The organism is Undibacterium sp. FT79W (assembly GCF_014284215.1).
Lineage (GTDB): Bacteria > Pseudomonadota > Gammaproteobacteria > Burkholderiales > Burkholderiaceae_D > Undibacterium > Undibacterium aquatile.
In genome coordinates this window covers 164,268-180,108 of sequence record NZ_JACOGB010000008.1, presented here as the reverse complement: position 1 = coordinate 180,108, position 15,841 = coordinate 164,268, and the positions used below count along the sequence as shown (strand labels likewise).

At 52.1% G+C, this 15,841-nt stretch carries 14 protein-coding genes; 4 read left to right on the top strand and 10 right to left on the bottom strand.

Annotated features, from left to right (window positions below; genetic code table 11):
* Nucleotides 1–134: 134 nt before the first annotated feature.
* The 3 genes from H8K38_RS15645 to H8K38_RS15635 form a co-directional block, all read right to left on the bottom strand.
* On the bottom strand, nt 135–455 hold the full coding sequence (locus H8K38_RS15645; RefSeq protein WP_186885775.1) for a hypothetical protein: 321 nt from the start codon (nt 453–455) through the stop codon (nt 135–137).
* Nucleotides 456–558: 103 nt separating this feature from the next.
* Nucleotides 559–1,443, bottom strand: coding sequence for a hypothetical protein (locus H8K38_RS15640; RefSeq protein WP_186885774.1), 885 nt, complete (start codon nt 1,441–1,443; stop codon nt 559–561).
* A 467-nt stretch (nt 1,444–1,910) separates the two neighbouring features.
* On the bottom strand, nt 1,911–3,032 hold the full coding sequence (locus H8K38_RS15635; protein WP_222610882.1) for a DUF2855 family protein: 1,122 nt from the start codon (nt 3,030–3,032) through the stop codon (nt 1,911–1,913).
* Between the two features lie 72 nt (nt 3,033–3,104).
* Between H8K38_RS15635 and H8K38_RS15630 the strand changes: the two genes are divergently transcribed.
* The 3 genes from H8K38_RS15630 (at nt 3,105) to H8K38_RS15620 (ending at nt 5,176) form a co-directional block, all read left to right on the top strand.
* Nucleotides 3,105–3,674 carry a hypothetical protein gene (locus tag H8K38_RS15630; RefSeq protein ID WP_186885773.1) on the top strand — a complete coding sequence of 190 codons (570 nt, stop codon included), beginning with the start codon at nt 3,105–3,107 and terminating at the stop codon, nt 3,672–3,674.
* Between the two features lie 115 nt (nt 3,675–3,789).
* Entirely contained in the window at nt 3,790–4,359 is a 570-nt protein-coding gene (locus H8K38_RS15625) for an outer membrane beta-barrel protein (protein WP_186885772.1), read from the top strand.
* Nucleotides 4,360–4,606: 247 nt separating this feature from the next.
* Nucleotides 4,607–5,176, top strand: coding sequence for a cytochrome b (locus H8K38_RS15620; protein ID WP_186885771.1), 570 nt, complete (start codon nt 4,607–4,609; stop codon nt 5,174–5,176).
* A gap of 112 nt (nt 5,177–5,288) precedes the next feature.
* On the opposite strand, the gene H8K38_RS15615 is transcribed toward H8K38_RS15620, so the two are convergent.
* From H8K38_RS15615 to H8K38_RS15600, 4 genes are all read right to left on the bottom strand, one after another.
* Nucleotides 5,289–8,606, bottom strand: a complete 3,318-nt coding sequence (locus tag H8K38_RS15615) for an amidohydrolase family protein (RefSeq protein WP_186885770.1) — start codon at nt 8,604–8,606, stop codon at nt 5,289–5,291.
* Between the two features lie 488 nt (nt 8,607–9,094).
* Complete coding sequence (locus tag H8K38_RS15610) at nt 9,095–10,234, bottom strand: CaiB/BaiF CoA-transferase family protein (RefSeq protein WP_186885769.1); 1,140 nt, start codon at nt 10,232–10,234, stop codon at nt 9,095–9,097.
* Nucleotides 10,235–10,367: 133 nt separating this feature from the next.
* The gene (locus H8K38_RS15605; RefSeq protein ID WP_255423015.1) at nt 10,368–11,510 is read right to left on the bottom strand and encodes an acyl-CoA dehydrogenase family protein; all 1,143 of its coding nucleotides are present in this window, start codon (nt 11,508–11,510) and stop codon (nt 10,368–10,370) included.
* An 18-nt stretch (nt 11,511–11,528) separates the two neighbouring features.
* Nucleotides 11,529–12,713: a lipid-transfer protein gene (locus tag H8K38_RS15600; RefSeq protein WP_186885768.1), complete on the bottom strand. Its 1,185-nt coding sequence runs from the start codon at nt 12,711–12,713 to the stop codon at nt 11,529–11,531.
* Nucleotides 12,714–12,965: 252 nt separating this feature from the next.
* Here H8K38_RS15600 and H8K38_RS15595 point away from each other — a divergent pair, with 252 nt between their 5' ends.
* On the top strand, nt 12,966–13,601 hold the full coding sequence (locus H8K38_RS15595) for a TetR/AcrR family transcriptional regulator (protein WP_186885767.1): 636 nt from the start codon (nt 12,966–12,968) through the stop codon (nt 13,599–13,601).
* Nucleotides 13,602–13,624: 23 nt separating this feature from the next.
* Here the strand turns inward: H8K38_RS15595 and H8K38_RS15590 are convergent, their stop codons facing one another.
* From H8K38_RS15590 to H8K38_RS15580, 3 genes are all read right to left on the bottom strand, one after another.
* Nucleotides 13,625–14,260: a HupE/UreJ family protein gene (locus tag H8K38_RS15590; protein ID WP_186885766.1), complete on the bottom strand. Its 636-nt coding sequence runs from the start codon at nt 14,258–14,260 to the stop codon at nt 13,625–13,627.
* Nucleotides 14,261–14,377: 117 nt separating this feature from the next.
* Nucleotides 14,378–15,085: an urease accessory protein UreG gene (ureG, locus tag H8K38_RS15585; protein WP_370587106.1), complete on the bottom strand. Its 708-nt coding sequence runs from the start codon at nt 15,083–15,085 to the stop codon at nt 14,378–14,380.
* A 65-nt stretch (nt 15,086–15,150) separates the two neighbouring features.
* The gene (locus H8K38_RS15580; RefSeq protein ID WP_186885765.1) at nt 15,151–15,831 is read right to left on the bottom strand and encodes an urease accessory protein UreF; all 681 of its coding nucleotides are present in this window, start codon (nt 15,829–15,831) and stop codon (nt 15,151–15,153) included.
* Nucleotides 15,832–15,841: the final 10 nt, after the last annotated feature.

Here is a 15,841-nt window from a genome sequence, read left to right as displayed (position 1 = left end):
CAGGAGTGCAGGCAACGGGACGAAGATGAGCCAGCGATGACGCATAGAAGTAAACCTAACGTTGTAAGTAAGGGGCGGCCCGCTTGCGGGACGTCCAGCGGAGGCCGCAGGCCGTAGCGGCCTTGACCGCAATGTTAGGTGTTGCCATAGCCCTCGCCCCATGGTTTTTGCTGAAGAAGTGACATTTCATTTGCTTGGAGCAACTGCCATAACTCAAGCGCAACGTTTCGTGGCACTGCATGCATGTGCTTTGGGCCTTCACCTGTTTCAATATTCTCGAATACGACGAGGCCACTTTCAAACACTGAAAGAGACCAACCTTCTTCTGTATTGAGTGAACAATCAGGATGCTCTTGGTCGTTTTGGGATAGCTCGTTGAGTGCGCTTGCGAGATCGCCGGGTTGTGGATTTTGAATAGTTCCGCCCCAGCGTTTTGTGAGATAGCAGTTCAGCATGATTGAAGACACCTAACGTTTGACGTGAGGGGCCGCCGGAGCGGCGAAGCCGCGAAGGGAACCCGCAAGCGCAGCTTGTGGGCAGTCCCTCTCGACGGAATGGTTAGACAATGCTGCGCTCATAGATCTCACGATCCAGCACCCTGTCTGCAGATAAGCCTGCGATGACTCTGCTTTCGGTAGGCAGTGACTGAACAAATTTCACCACATCTGAAGGTGGTGTCATGTAATTCAAGCTGATTGAGCCATCTCCGTTCTGCGTCCCATGCTTAAGCAGAACCGGAAGCGCCTCATTCCATGCAACGAATGTTGTGTCTTCCTTCTTACGGAAAAACTTTGTAGGCGCGAGTTCTTTGCGGGGGACGCAAAGATAGTCAACGCGTGTAACGACCACAGGAATGCCATCAGGCCAGACGGCTGCCGTTACGGTTGTCCCACCCAGGTTCATAAACATGATACAGGGCACGAATTTTGACTCGCCAACACGTGCCTGTACTTGAGTGCGTGACCAGTTCCACCGCCACGCGTTGTGAAGCTGTTCGGCGGGAAGGTGAGAAATGCCGCTTCTGTTGTTTTCATCTTTCAGGATGGATGTGTATCCGAATTCGTTTCCGCAATTCCACCCGGACAAGAGTTTTTCTGCGTTGTATTCACCGTCACCCATGCCTTCCATTTGTGGGTCTGAGACGAGAAGATCGAAGTGTTTGACGAACGCAGTTACCTCGGGCTCTGCTTCGAAAATGAAGTAACTTGGCCGCAGGTAGTTGATGTTTAGCGCGACAGGAAAATGCTCAAGCAGCTCATCGTCATCTTCTTCAGGCAGTTGCTCTGTCTGAAGTTCGAACACGAAATAGACCCCAGTATCTTCATTGCCGTACCACGCCTGAGACCCCTCGCATTTGTAGTTTGGCCTTTCGCGAAAGTAGGCATGAAAGAGTTCTTCACTGAAAGAACCGTTTCGAGGCTTGAAGTACAGGTCGTAGCTCATATCGGTAATGTCTAACTTGTTTTAAAGTGCAAATTGGCAAAATATCAGATAGATGAAAAATAAGCAACAAGTTCCAATGCCTCGCAAGACCTTATCTGGTATAGCTTTTTTTCATTACACTGATTAAAAGTACAGTATAACAACAGGAACCTGCCTACGTTTGTCGCATGCTCAAATACGTCGGGGCATCACATCAGTTAGGCGCGCAGACGCATGCACCCGAACCCGCGGGGAAAACGCTCTTATTGTACATACTCCCCCCTGTTTTTTATAAAACACCTCAAATCTCAGCATAAACATTGGGCTTGCAGATATACCCCGGGGAGTATATTTTCAGGGTTTGAAGGACTGAAAAAGGGTATGGAAAGCACCTGAGGCTGCCAGCCAACGCGGTTAGTACAAAAAAATAAGAGGCAGGAAATTGGGGGACTTACCTGCACTCTGAAAAGATTAGTTATGAAATTCGTCTAATCCAGCGGGCGGCACAGCGACAGCACATGCCCCTGATCCGGGCGGGCAGCGCCGCTCAGCATGGCTTCATAGACCTGACGCACATCGGCTTCGCCGTAACCGTGGCTAACCTGCATCCACGGTTTTTCAGCCGCCATGACGGGTTGCATGAAGGCTTGCCATGCGTCTGCAAGGCGTTTCTGTACGCCGCCCGGGCCCCAGTCTGTCATGCGTTTTTTGATTTGTGCCGGAGCAAAAAACAGGGTTGGTCTGGCACCCGGCAAACCGGATGCGCCGCTGAGTTCGTCCCAGTGCGTGCCGCCGACGGCGCAGCTGTATTTCATGTTGTCGCCGAAATGATGATGCAACTGGCTGCGCAACTGCCCGTTGCCCGCCATATCGACATACACCACGGCCTGATCGGCTGCCAGTGTGGCGACCTGATCATAGCTGATGACCTGATCGTAAATCCCCATATTGCGGACGAAGTCCAGATTCGCTGCCGAGGTCAGACCGATCACCTTGCAGGCTTTGTCCTTGCGCTGCGAAAGCATGAACGCGAGGCCATACGCCGTTTTGCTGGAGGCACTCGAAATCAGCACCGATTGCGCACCGAAAAACTGGTTGTCATCGAGAAAATCGTCAATCATGAACGATGTGATAAACAGCGGCCTCAGCAGCACCTGCACGTCTTCCGATTCTTTGGTGTAACCAGGGTCGGTCGTGGTTCTGACGTAATGGTTGTACAAACCGTGCATCGCCTGACGGTGTTCTGCCCCATCCATAAAACCAGCGTCTGAGACGCGGGTAGCATTCACGGTCAGATGCGACGCCATTGGGTAGTAGCCATAAAAACGCTCACCAACCTGCACACCGTCGGCTTTGGACGCGATGACATCGGCAAAACCCCAGACCGGGATATTACCCCAGCCATCTTCCGTAGGAAAGAAATTCCAGTATTGCATGGCCTCGCCAAAAGCGGCGTAGGTGACATTATTGGAGGTGAAGGCAAAACGGTCTATCTGCAGCAACACCTGTCCGTCTTGCAGCTCGCCCAGCGTTGGCACACGCAGAGGGACAAATCTGGATTCGGGCAAGTGGCTTTTGTTGACGATGAATTCTTTCGGCTGGATGCTCATGTCTCGTTATCTGTTTTATTAAAAAATGCAGTATTGCATGTTTTTTGACATCTTTTTTCCCCGGTCACCGTTATGATTCAAAAAAAATGCGCCTCGTCACTATCGATGATTGTGCTTCTTCTCATCGGCAACGCCACCGATGCCATTGTTTATCCAGACCAGACTACAAAAGGCGTAATGGCGGGCGAATTTGACGCATTTCACAAAAAAACAGCGCAGCGGCAAAAACACAGCCAACAAAATAAAAGCACAGAACGCACCAAGATGGACATCAAATATTCCATCCAAACACAAGACAGGAAATTAAAGTCGGAATGCACCAATTTGAACATCACTTTGGTGCACTGCAATAAAATAAGAAAAATCAGGCGCTCACAAGCTCTGATTTTACAAACCAAGAAATTCACTGGCGAAAAAAAAGCCCGCATTTGCGGGCTTAAATCCAAAACCTATGAGGTGTTGGAGGAGACAGTTCCAATATACTGCATTGCAGCAAAAATATCTACCTCAATGACAAAAAAAAGACCATTATTTTTTTATTTGCCAAAATTAAGGACTCTTCAAAACAAACTAGTTGCTTCAAACATACACATTGCAGGCAACACAATAATTACATTTGCGACAACAATGTTAAAAATGTAAAATGTTTATTGGCGTTTATTTAATGAAATTGACTTGAATCAACGTCAGATTCCGGTGATGCCAGATACGTTCAGGCACATCACTTACTTATCCCTATAAAAAAAAAATTTTACACATGATTAAGAAAAATATTATCGCTGCAGCTCTGCTCGCTACTGGTTTCGCTATGAGCGCAAGCGCATCCGCACAAGCTTATGTTGGCGGCACAGTTGGTCAGGCAAGATGGAATGTAGACTGCCAAGGTGCCGCTCAGTGCGATAAAACAGACACAGCATTTAAATTGCTGGGCGGACTGGATCTGTACCCTAACATCGCTGTAGAAGCCAGCTACTTCTCTCTGGGCAAAGCAAGCGCAAGTGACAGCGGCCTCAAAGGTGAATTCAAAGCAAGCGGCGTTGACCTCGTTGGCGTATTCAAAACTACACCAGTCAATGGTTTCGTTGGCTTCGCTAAATTGGGCGTTGGCTACATCAAAGGCGAAGTCAATGCGTCTTACGGCACACTGAAAGGCTCCCTGTCCAAAAACTCCGCTCAAGCAGTTGCAGGCTTGGGTGTGACTTATCAACTCACAAACAATGTCAGCCTGCGCGCTGAATACGAACGTCGCGATGCAAAAGTTGCTGACGTCGACGGCGCAAAAGTAACGATCTCTAACTTCTCCGTTGGCGCTCAATACGCATTCTGATGCATTGATTGCCCCGCGCAATCCATCATAAAAAAAGGCATGCTCAGGCATGCTTTTTTTATTGAAAAATACGCACGCTATATTGATCCACCCAGACCGTACTCTGACTAAACAATTATCTTCACGAGAAGATCGTCACGACCTATCGTTCGTATCACATCACGTGCAGGAATACACCGCTGTCTAATGGCACAGCAAATTTCAGATATGATCGCCCTTCCGAATCATTATCTGAAAGTTCACAAGCATGTCGAATTCCTTTTTATCCAAAGACCAGCCAGACAGATTAAGTAAAACCAGCCGCGTATTGCATTGGCTGATCGCACTCGGTATGGTCGCGCTGCTTTGCGTGGGCATCATCATGACGAAAAATGAGCTGTGGAATCTCTACGACCTGCATAAATCGATAGGCTTATTGCTGTCGATGTTGATTATTTTTCGTGTAATATGGAGAGCGGTGAATGGCTGGCCGCATCCGGCTGGGCACTATCGTCCAGTTGAGAAGTTTTTAGGAAAAATTACGCACTGGGGTTTAATCATCGGCAGCGTTCTGATTCCCGTGTTCGGTATGATGCACTCGGGTTTCAGCGGACATGGCTTTGGAATTTTCGGGCTGGAAATCGTGAAGGAAAATCCAGACCCGCAACACCTCAATGAAGTTCTTCCGATCTGGGAAGCCGGATATAAATTCGGTCAGGCTGGTCATCAATACATCAGCTATCTGTTGATATGTCTTTTGGTTTTACATATTGCCGGCGCACTCAAACATCACATTGTCGATAAAGATAAAACCTTGCTGCGTATGCTGGGAAAATAAATCTCAAAAAAAAGCCGGTGTATTTGCAACACCGGCTTTTTTCACTTCTTTCGCTGACTGGAATGCCTTTCATTCATTGCATTCATTTTTTACGGAACGGCAGCTCGGCAGCTTATTCTTCTGCATGATTATGTGAATAATCATTGGCTTCCACCGGCACGTTCGCGCCGTTGATACCTTCAAAGAAGAATGGCTTGCGGGCTTTTTTGCTTGCGCCGGTTTCGTTCATGCTGGCGGTATCGTATAAACGGCCATTGATCATCACTTGAGTAATGCGGTCAGACTGGCGGATGTCTTTCAGCACATCGCCATCGATCACCATCAGATCGGCCAGTTTGCCCGGTTCCAGCGAGCCCACATCTTTATCCAGACCGAGGTAGCGCGCGCCGTTAATCGTGGCGCTGCGGATCGCTTCGATCGGCGTCATGCCGCCGCGTACCAGCGTCCACATTTCCCAATGCGCCGCCAGACCTTCACGCTGACCGTGTGCTCCCAGATTCACGGGAACGCCCGCTTTTTGCAGCGCTACGGCGGTTTCTGCTGCGCGGAAAACATTGAAGTCTTCTTCCGGCGCAGTGACACGCCGAACGCTGCGCGGTTGCAATACCGAGCGCGGCACGTATTTAGACAGGATAGGATGCTTCCAGACATCGGTACGCGCATACCAGTAATGTTCGCCATCCAGACCGCCATAAGCAACCCCGAGTGTCGGGGTGTAACCGACCTTGGTCTGCGACCACAACTGCTTCACGTCGTCATAGACTTTTTCCACTGGCAGCGCGTGCTCGACACCGGTATGACCATCAACCACCATCGTCATATTGTGCTGAAATAGCGAGCCGCCTTCTGGCACCACCATCATGCCAGTCTGCCGTGCGGCTTCCAGAATCTGCTGACGCTGTTCGCGGCGTGGCTGGTTATAGCTTTTGACCGAGATCGCACCTGCCGCTTTCAGGCGTTTCAGATGCGTCATCGCATCATCCAGACTATTCACCACAGCGCTGAAATTGCCTTTTGCGCCGTACAGAATTGTGCCGGTGGAAAAAATACGTGGCGCCACCACTTCCCCGGCTTTTTGTAATTCGCTGTGCGTGAAAATATCATTAGTGTCGTTCGACGGATCATGTATCGTCGTCACACCGAAAGCGAGCGACGCATAATCGATCCAGCTTTGTTGCGGGATAATGCCGCCCTCACCCATGCCGCCATGCCAATGCACATCCACGATGCCCGGCAATATCGTTTTGCCTTTCGCATCAATCACGGTTGCACCGGCAGGCGTCGCTACCTCTGACGCTTTGCCTATCTGCACAATGCGATTATCTTTGATGACGATGCGGCCATCGTCTATCACTTCATCGCCTTTCATGGTCGCAATTTTTGCGCCGGAAATCACAGTCACACCGGCAGGTTTATCGGCCTTTTGCGCAAAGCCTATCTTCAAGCCGTTTTCACTGAATTTCGGCAGCTCTTTCGGCGCACCGGGCACGAAAGCAAAGGCATCTTTCAGATCGCGGGTGAACAATTCATCGCCCAGCGCAAAATGAATTTTCTTGCTATCGCCCGACCAATGCAGATATTGACCAGCATTCACATCCAGCTGTTTGACTGGCAGCGCATCCATTTTCTGGCCTATCGTGATCGGCTTGCCCGCCAGCGGCAGCGGCGTCACGTACGCATGGAAACGCTCGCCGAATGCCAGCCACTCGCCATCTGGCGAGATCGCAAACTCACCGGCAAATTCACTCTTTGCCACCGCCTGTTCCGGCGATTTATCCAAAGGCACACGTACCAGCGATGTTGTCCAATCGACTTCGCCGGTGTATTTGGTGCGGCTCACATACACGGCGCTGCTGTCTTTGCCGAACTGCGGCGCACTACCGTCATCGGTCACCAGCACCGGTGCAGATTTACCATCGGCATTCGCGATATACACGCCCGTTTCAACCGCATACCACGGCGTGGTCAGGTAACCGCCTCTGGCCTTCACAAAAACGACTTGCTTACCATCCGGTGAAAAACGTGCCTGCACATATTTACCCGGTGCTTTCGTGATCAGGGTTTCTTTACCTGATGCGATATCCAGCACCTTCACCGTGCCAAGCTTCTGATCATTCCAGGTGGTGTAAACCACGCTTTTGCCATCGCGGGAAAAGCTGGGGAAATATTCAAAATTCTCGGTTTGTTTCGTCAGGCGACGTGGTGTGCCATTCGGTAAATCGCGGACATATAAATGACCCAGCGCCGAGTAAATCACTTTGTCGCCCGCAGGTGCAACATTCACCCAGCGCAGCTGATGCACATCGAACTGATCCGGTGCGACCTCATGCGCGAAACGTAATGCCGGACGAATTTCACGCGTATCTTTGACATGGAAAGCGATCTCATTTGCCTTACCTGCAAACGGATCGAGACGCCACAATTTACCCTTCGCCCAGACCACAATTTCTTTACTGCCCGGCATCCACGCAAACGCAGGATACACGCCGTGGATCGCCCAGGCTTCCTGCATATCGCGTTCCAGCTCTGGCCAGGCGGCAGTTTCCGCGCCAGTGTCCAGATTTTTCAGGAATAAGGTGGATTGATTGCGCACACGGCGCACGAAGGCGAGGTATTTGCCATCCGGCGAAGGCACAGGGCGCACCGCACCACCGGGGCCGCTGACGATGGCTTTGACTTTACCATCCTGCAAATCTTTACGGAAAATCTGATAAATCTGCCCGTTGGAATCTTTGTTATATTCAAACGACGTGCCGCCTGTCGTGTCTTGCGAATAATAGACGTAACGACCGTCTGGCGAAAATGCCGGTTCGCCCAGATCTTTTTGCCAGTTCGGTTTTTCATTCAGTTGTATGCCTGCACCACCGCTGGTGTGATACATCCAGATTTCACCCGAACCCAGCGAACGCGTGCCGCTGTAATGTTTGCGGGCGGCGATGTAGTTGCCATCCGGATGCCAGACCGGATTATTCAACAGGCGGAAATCTTCTTTGGAAACGGCACGCGGGTTGCTGCCATCGGCATCCATGACCCAGACATTATCGCCGCCACCGGCATCCGACATAAACGCAATGTGTTTGCCATCAGGCGAAAAACGCGGCTGCATTTCCCAAGCAACCGAATGCGTGAGTGCTTTCGCCTCGCCACCACCGACCGGCAGGCTGTAAATATCGCCGAGTAAATCAAACACCACTTGCTTGCCGTCGGGGCTGACATCGACACTCATCCAGGTGCCGCTGCGGGTATCGATATTCACCGTTTGTTTTTCACCGGGTGGATTATTCACATCCCATTTTTTCTTGTCGGCATCCGCTTTTTTTTCAGCTTTAGCGTCAGCAACGGCTGTTTTTTCAGCATCGGCTGCGAAAGATACCGCCGGAAAACACATCATGACTGCCAGTGCACCCGGCAAAAGTCTGGAAACACGCATCAATTTTCTCCCTGTTGATTTTTTTCAGTTCACCTTCGTCCACCGTTGTTTCGCACAAATGCAGAAACCGGCTGAGCGCAGATGATATTTGGCGTCTATCGGATACGAAAAACAGGCAAATAGTTCCCGTTGAACACGCATTTAGTTACTGTTTAGTTGCAGTTTCACGATGGCGGGCGTCGCGTCTTGCGCGGTGACGAAGAATATTCTGGAACCGGCTGAAGAGACCGCAGATTCTGTCGTCCAAAATCAGCCATAGAGAGACGCATCAACTCCGGGGACACCGGTAGCGCCAGCCAGCAACAAGGGCAGAATTTGCCCGCATACCATCTGTAAAACGTCAAAAATGGCTTAAATATACTCCCCCCAGTATATTTCAAAGCCCTTTATTTATAAGGAGATGAAAGCGAAAACGGCAGATACTCCCTGTTTTTCTTCATTTTCCGGGTATCTTTGGAGGTCAGACGACAGCCGGAGCAGCATTCAAATCAGCTCGCGCTAGTTACCGAGTTGTTTGGCGCAACACCCCAATCACGCAGAATGTCCTGGCTGTGCTGCCCGGGCTGCGCAGGTGGCTGCGGCACATCCGGCACGCTGCGGCTGAAGCGCGGCGCTGGTGCTGGCTGCGTCACGCCATCGACCTCAATAAAATTCTGCCGCGCCAGATTATGCGGATGCTGCGGTGCCTCGGCCATGTCGAGCACAGGCGCAAAACAGATGTCGGTGCCTTCCATGATCGCGCACCATTCAGCCCGGGTTTTGCTGCCAAAAATCGCCGCTAATTTTTGTTTCAGCTCCGGCCAGGCAGGTGTGTGCATTTGCTGCTGAAACGCGGGATCGGTGATGCCTGCGTGTTGCAGCAATAACTGATAAAACTGCGGTTCTATCGCACCGACCGAAACGAATTTATCGTCAGCGCAGGCGTAGGTATCGTAAAAATGCGCGCCGCCATCCAGCATATTGCTACCGCGCTGATCGTTCCATACGCCGTAAGCACGGAAGCCATACAGCATCGCGCCGAGCAAAGATGCACCATCGACCATCGCCGCATCAACGACCTGGCCGCGCGCGGATGTTTTTGCTTCCAGCAACGCACACACCACGCCGAACGCCAGCATCATCGCGCCGCCGCCAAAATCACCCACCAGATTCAGCGGCGGTGCTGGCGGCGTATCGGGGCGGCCCATCGCGTACAGCATGCCGCTCAAGGCGATGTAATTCAGATCATGCCCCGCCACTTGCGCTAAGGGACCATGTTGCCCCCAACCTGTCATGCGACCAAACACCAGACGCGGATTTTTCTGCAGGCAGACGTCCGGCCCCAGCCCCAGCCTTTCCATCACGCCGGGACGAAATCCTTCTATCAGCGCATCGGCTTTGCCGACCAGTTCCAGCAAAGTTGCGCGGTCTTGCGGCTGCTTCAGATCGAGCGCCAGCGAACGCCTGCCGCGCGCCATCACATCGTATTTCGTGCCCAGCATGGGAAATGGATTGGCCGCACCGGGCACCGGTGGGCGATCTATGCGTATCACCTCCGCCCCCATGTCGGCAAACATCATCGCCGCAAACGGGCAAGGCCCCAGCCCGACCATTTCTATGATGCGCAAACCAGTTAATGGACCACTCATACTGCCTCCGGAGAATGATTATCTGATGCAAGGTGCGTCGCGTTTTCAGCCATACGCTCCGCATCGTCGTACCAAGCAGCACACGCGATTCTGTCAGAACGACGACACTCTGATCGCTTTGTAGTGCAACCGCTTACAGGCCGCGGGCGATGATTTCTTTCATGATCTCATTCGCGCCGCCATAAATGCGCTGCACCCGTGCATCGACATACATCTGCGCAATTGGATATTCAAGCATATAGCCATAACCGCCGAACAGTTGCAGACATTGATCGATCACTTTGCATTGCAGATCAGATATCCAGTATTTCGCCATCGACGCCAGCTCAGTATCCATGCGCCCTTCGAGCATATCGACGATGCAACGATCGATGAAGGTGCGGGCAATCGTGGCCTCGGTTTTGATTTCAGCCAGTACAAAACGGGTGTTCTGCATTTCTATTAAAGCCTGTCCGAAAGCCTTGCGCTGTTTCGTATGCTCCACCGTCAAACGCAAAGCGCGTTCAATCGCGGCAACACCCGAGACACCGAGTATCGTGCGTTCATACGGTAACTCTGTCATTAGTTGTGCGAAGCCCCGACCCTCCACGCCACCAAGCACCGCATCGGCGGGCACGCGCACATCATCGAAAAACAGCTCGCAGGTATCCTGCCCTTTTTGACCGATTTTTTCTAGAATACGACCGACTTTAAAACCGGGGCAATCTCTGGTTTCCAGCAACATCAGCGAAACGCCTTTGGCGCCAGCATCCGGATTGGTCTTGGCGACCACGACAATCAGATCAGCCAGATAGCCATTCGAGATAAAAATTTTAGAGCCATTAATGCGGTAACCATCGTTGTCACGCAATGCGGTGGTGCGTATGCCTTTCAGATCAGAACCGGCGCCGGGTTCGGACATCGCAATCGCGGCGACCATTTCACCGCTCGCCAGCAAGGGCAGATATTTTTTCTTTTGCGCTTCCGTACCCTGATTCAGAATATAGTGCGCCACAATCGCATGCACATGGATGCCGAACGCCATGTCACCGGCATCAGTCAGCTCTTCAAACACAACCGCCTGATGCGCGAAAGTGCCGCCGGAACCGCCGTATTCTTCAGGGATATCGGCCAGCAACATGCCCATCTCGCCGCCCTTGCGCCACAACTCGCGATCAACGTGCTGCTGCTTGGCCCAACGTTCCTGATGCGGTACCACTTCGGCATCGACAAAACGGCGAATCGCGTCGCGGAAACCGTCCAGCTCAGCTGTCATCCAAGGGGATGTATAGTGCATAAAATTCTCCTCGCGGTATCAGGACTGGCGATACATCGTCACCACACATGCGCCGCCCAGCCCCAGATTATGTTGCAGCGCTGTGCGCGCATTGGCAACCTGTCTGGCACCGGCATTACCACGTAATTGCTGAGTCAGCTCGAAACACTGCGCGAGCCCGGTGGCGCCCAGCGGGTGCCCTTTCGATAGCAAGCCGCCAGACGGATTGGTCACGACTTTACCGCCGTACGTATTGTCGCCATCGTCAATGAATTTTTCCGCGCCGCCTTCGGGGCATAAACCCAGTGCTTCGTAAGTGATCAGTTCGTTGTGCGCAAAGCAGTCGTGCAATTCAACGACATCCAGATCTTCCGGCCCTATGCCAGCCTGGGCATAGACTTTTGCCGCTGCACTCTGGCTCATGTCGTAACCCACTACGCGCATCATGTCACCGGAATTAAAGGTGCTCAGCGTATCGGTGGTCATGGCTTGTGCGGCAATGTAGACCTGCGTATTCAAGCCACGCGCCTTGGCAAATTTTTCAGAGACCAGGACTGCTGCAGCAGCGCCACAGGTCGGCGGACATGCCATCAGTTTCGTCATCACACCGGGCCAGATCATGGTGGAATTCAGCACATCTTCCGGTGTCACTTCCTGACGGAACAAGGCCAGCGGATTATTCACCGCATGGCGGCTGGCTTTGGCGCGGATTTTTGCGAACGACGCCAGCGGTGTGCCGTATTTCTGCATGTGTGCCAACCCGGCACCGCCAAAATAACGCAGCGCCAGCGGAATCTGCGGCATGCCGACCAACTGATCGGTCACGGCATCAAACGCATCAAACGGGCTAGGTCTGTCCTGAAATACAGAGCCCAACGCGCCCGGGCTCATCTGCTCAAACCCCAGCACCAGCACGCAATCAACGGCACCGCTGGCAATCGCCTGACGCGCCAGAAACAAGGCACTGGAACCGGTCGAGCAATTATTATTCACATTCACAATCGGTATCCCGGACATGCCGATCTGATACAAAGCCTTTTGCCCTGCCGTTGAATCGCCATAGACATAACCAACATACGCCTGCTCGATATCATCGTAGCTGATGCCCGCATCAGCTAGTGCCAGACGGCCAGCCGTCATCCCCATCTGATCGTAACTCGCGCTGGTGCCTGGCTTGACGAAAGGGATCATCCCTACGCCTGATACATATACCCGCTGATTCATGTGTGTCTCCTGATTATTTTTATGATTGATAGATGATGTAAAACTGCGCTTAAGCAAAGCAGCGCCATCTCCGGTAACAACTTTGCAGCTTTGCCGCATCGTCCGCAGAACAGCCGGGCTGAAGCGGACAATAAAATAGGTCAAACGACCAATTAAACAAAAATTATAGGTCAGTCGTACTATTTGTCAATCGTTATGGGATAATTTTGCCTCGCACGTATTCACCCAAGCGGTCATCTCCACACATTATCCATGCCTGACGCACTGCACACCTCGTTGAAAAGCAAACCTTCCGGAACCACAGAAAAAGGCATGGAGCGGGTGCATGCGATTCTAAGTGTTGCGCGGGCGATTTTTACGACCGAGGGTTACGCTGGTTTATCGATGCGCAAAGTCGCTTCGCAGGCGGGCATCAGCCTCAGCAACGTGCAGCACTATTATCAAAGCAAAGATTTGCTGATCGAAGCCGTGCTGCTGATGACCATGAATACGTTTCAGGAAAAACTCGATCACATCACCGCAGCGAAGGGCAAACTGTCACGCATAGAGCAGCTCAACAGCGCGATTGATATGTTTCTGGAAGAATTGAATGACCCGCTGACGCACGGTTTGTTTTTTGAATTATGGGCACTGGCGGCGCGCAATGCGTTTGCTTCGGCGCTGATGGATACGATGATTTTGCGCGAACGCAAGGCCATCTATAAATTGATACGCGGCATGCACCCGGATGTCAGCGACGCCGAGTACATGTTACGCACAGTTCTGATCGTCGCTCAGGTGGAAGGTCTGATGCTGTTCCGCTATCACAAGCACAGACAAAAAACAGAAATGCAGGCAGTGCATGCGGCGTTGAAGAAAAACATCATACAACTTGCCACCACCGCATGAAGCCTGCATCCTTACAATAAAAATCAGGCCATCGCGGACACAAAGAACAGCCCGCTCAGCGCAATGCCGGCACCGGCGATGCGGCTGAGTTTTGCGCTGAATTTTGTACTGAGTAAACGGTTTGCGGTGATCGTCGCGAATAAGCCGCTCAGATGTAACAAGGCAGTCGCGACAACAAAACCGGCACCGAACGACCATACCTTACTATCGGCAGGCATTTCAACTCCATGCGCATAACCATGCGCGACGGCGAATACCGCGATCAATGCCGTGCTGGCTGCCAGCGGCAATTTCACCGCGCCCGCGATCAGCAAGCCGAGTATCAAGACAGAGGCGGCAATGCCCGCTTCCACTCCCGGAACGATGACGCCACTCATGCCCAGCGCAGCGCCCGCCGTCATCATCAGCGGAAATGCCAGTGGCAAAAGCCAGTATGCCGGGCGCTGATGTTGCGCAGCCCAGATGCCCACCGCCAGCATCGCCAGTAAATGATCTGCGCCCATTAGTGGATGCAAGAAGCCAGCAAGAAAGCCACTGCCTCCGGCGATGGAATGCATCACGCTGACGTGGGCAAACGCTGGCGTTGTGGCGAGCAGCGTTGCGCTCAGCAAGCTCAACAAGCTCAGTAAATGGCGGGATTGAACGGTGACTGATTTCATGATTTTTTCCTTCAGCTTGGATGAATACGAATAAATAATTTTCAGAAAAATATCGAGGGATTTCCACAACACTGCATCTCACCGCCGGGGCAATTTTGCGTCATTCCTCGTACGTACTTATGGTCTGACTTCATCCAGCATGCCCTGCTCACGAATGAAACTCACCACCGTTTCCAGCCCGTCACCAGTGCGCAGATTCGTGAACACAAACGGGCGTGTGCCGCGCATGCGTTTAGCATCCTGCGCCATGATGTCGAGGTTCGCGCCGACATGCGGTGCCAGATCGGTTTTATTGATGATCAGCAGATCAGAACGGGTAATGCCGGGGCCGCCTTTGCGCGGGATTTTTTCACCGCCCGCCACGTCGATCACATAAATCGTCAGATCGGATAATTCAGGGCTGAAGGTCGCTGCCAGATTGTCACCGCCAGATTCCACCAGAATCAGATCGAGATCAGGAAAATCGGCGCTCATACGCGCAATCGCTTCCAGATTAATCGAGGCATCTTCGCGAATCGCGGTATGCGGACAACCGCCGGTTTCCACGCCCATCAGTCTTTCCGCTGGCAACGCATCAGCACGCAGCAGAATTTCCATGTCTTCTTTGGTGTAAATATCATTCGTGATAACCGCCATTTCGTAGTCATCGCGCATGCGTTTGCACAGCATTTCGCACAGGGCTGTTTTGCCGGAACCCACCGGGCCACCGATGCCGACACGCAAGGGATTCGGTTCGCTCTTCCCAGTCGCTGTGCTCGTATCGGCTGCGTTTAAATTTGCTGCGTTTAAATTTTCCGCATTTAAATTTTCTGTATTCATATTCATTCTGTTCCTGTTGTTCTCATGTTGAGGCGACAAACATCATCTTTAACTTCCGTCTGTAAAACACGTCAGGAACGGTAAAGACGGCTGTACTGCACTTCATGCTGCATAGACAAAAGCGACAAACCCGGCGACCAGTTCGATAACTGATGGTCTTCCAGATGCTCAGCCAGCGTCGCTGCAGCTTCCAGATCTGCACGCAAAGACAGCAATAAACGCTGCCCTGCGACCTGCCCCAGCGGTATTGATTTCACACACACCAGCGCCTGATTTTCTGCCCAGGTAAATAACATGCCCAGCAAGGCTGCTTTCGCCGGCACCTCCAGCGCGACGGCGGCACAAGCCAGTGCAGTCGGTAATGGCAACTCGCTTTGCGCCTGCAAGATCGTCAGCAATGCAGGATCAGCAATCTGCAAATCACCGACCAGCTTGCCCAGCGAATACCCCATTTGTATGGTTTCTGCGCGAAACTCTGCGGTATCGCGGGCGGCGATAAATAATTCATTCCAGTACGTCACGGCAGTCAGATCTTTTTGCTGAAACGCGCGTATCAGTCGCCATAAAACCGGCGCTTCAAAGCGGGCAACGACTTCGCGCAAATACGTGGCTATCCATGTCCGCGCTGTCGCTTCATTTTTTACCGTGCCATTCTCTATCGCTGCTTCCAAACCCTGCGAATAGCTGTAAGCCCCTATCGGCAACGACGGGCTGGCGAGCTGCAACAGATGAAGTAAGGCGGCGGATTGCATGTGCTCATTG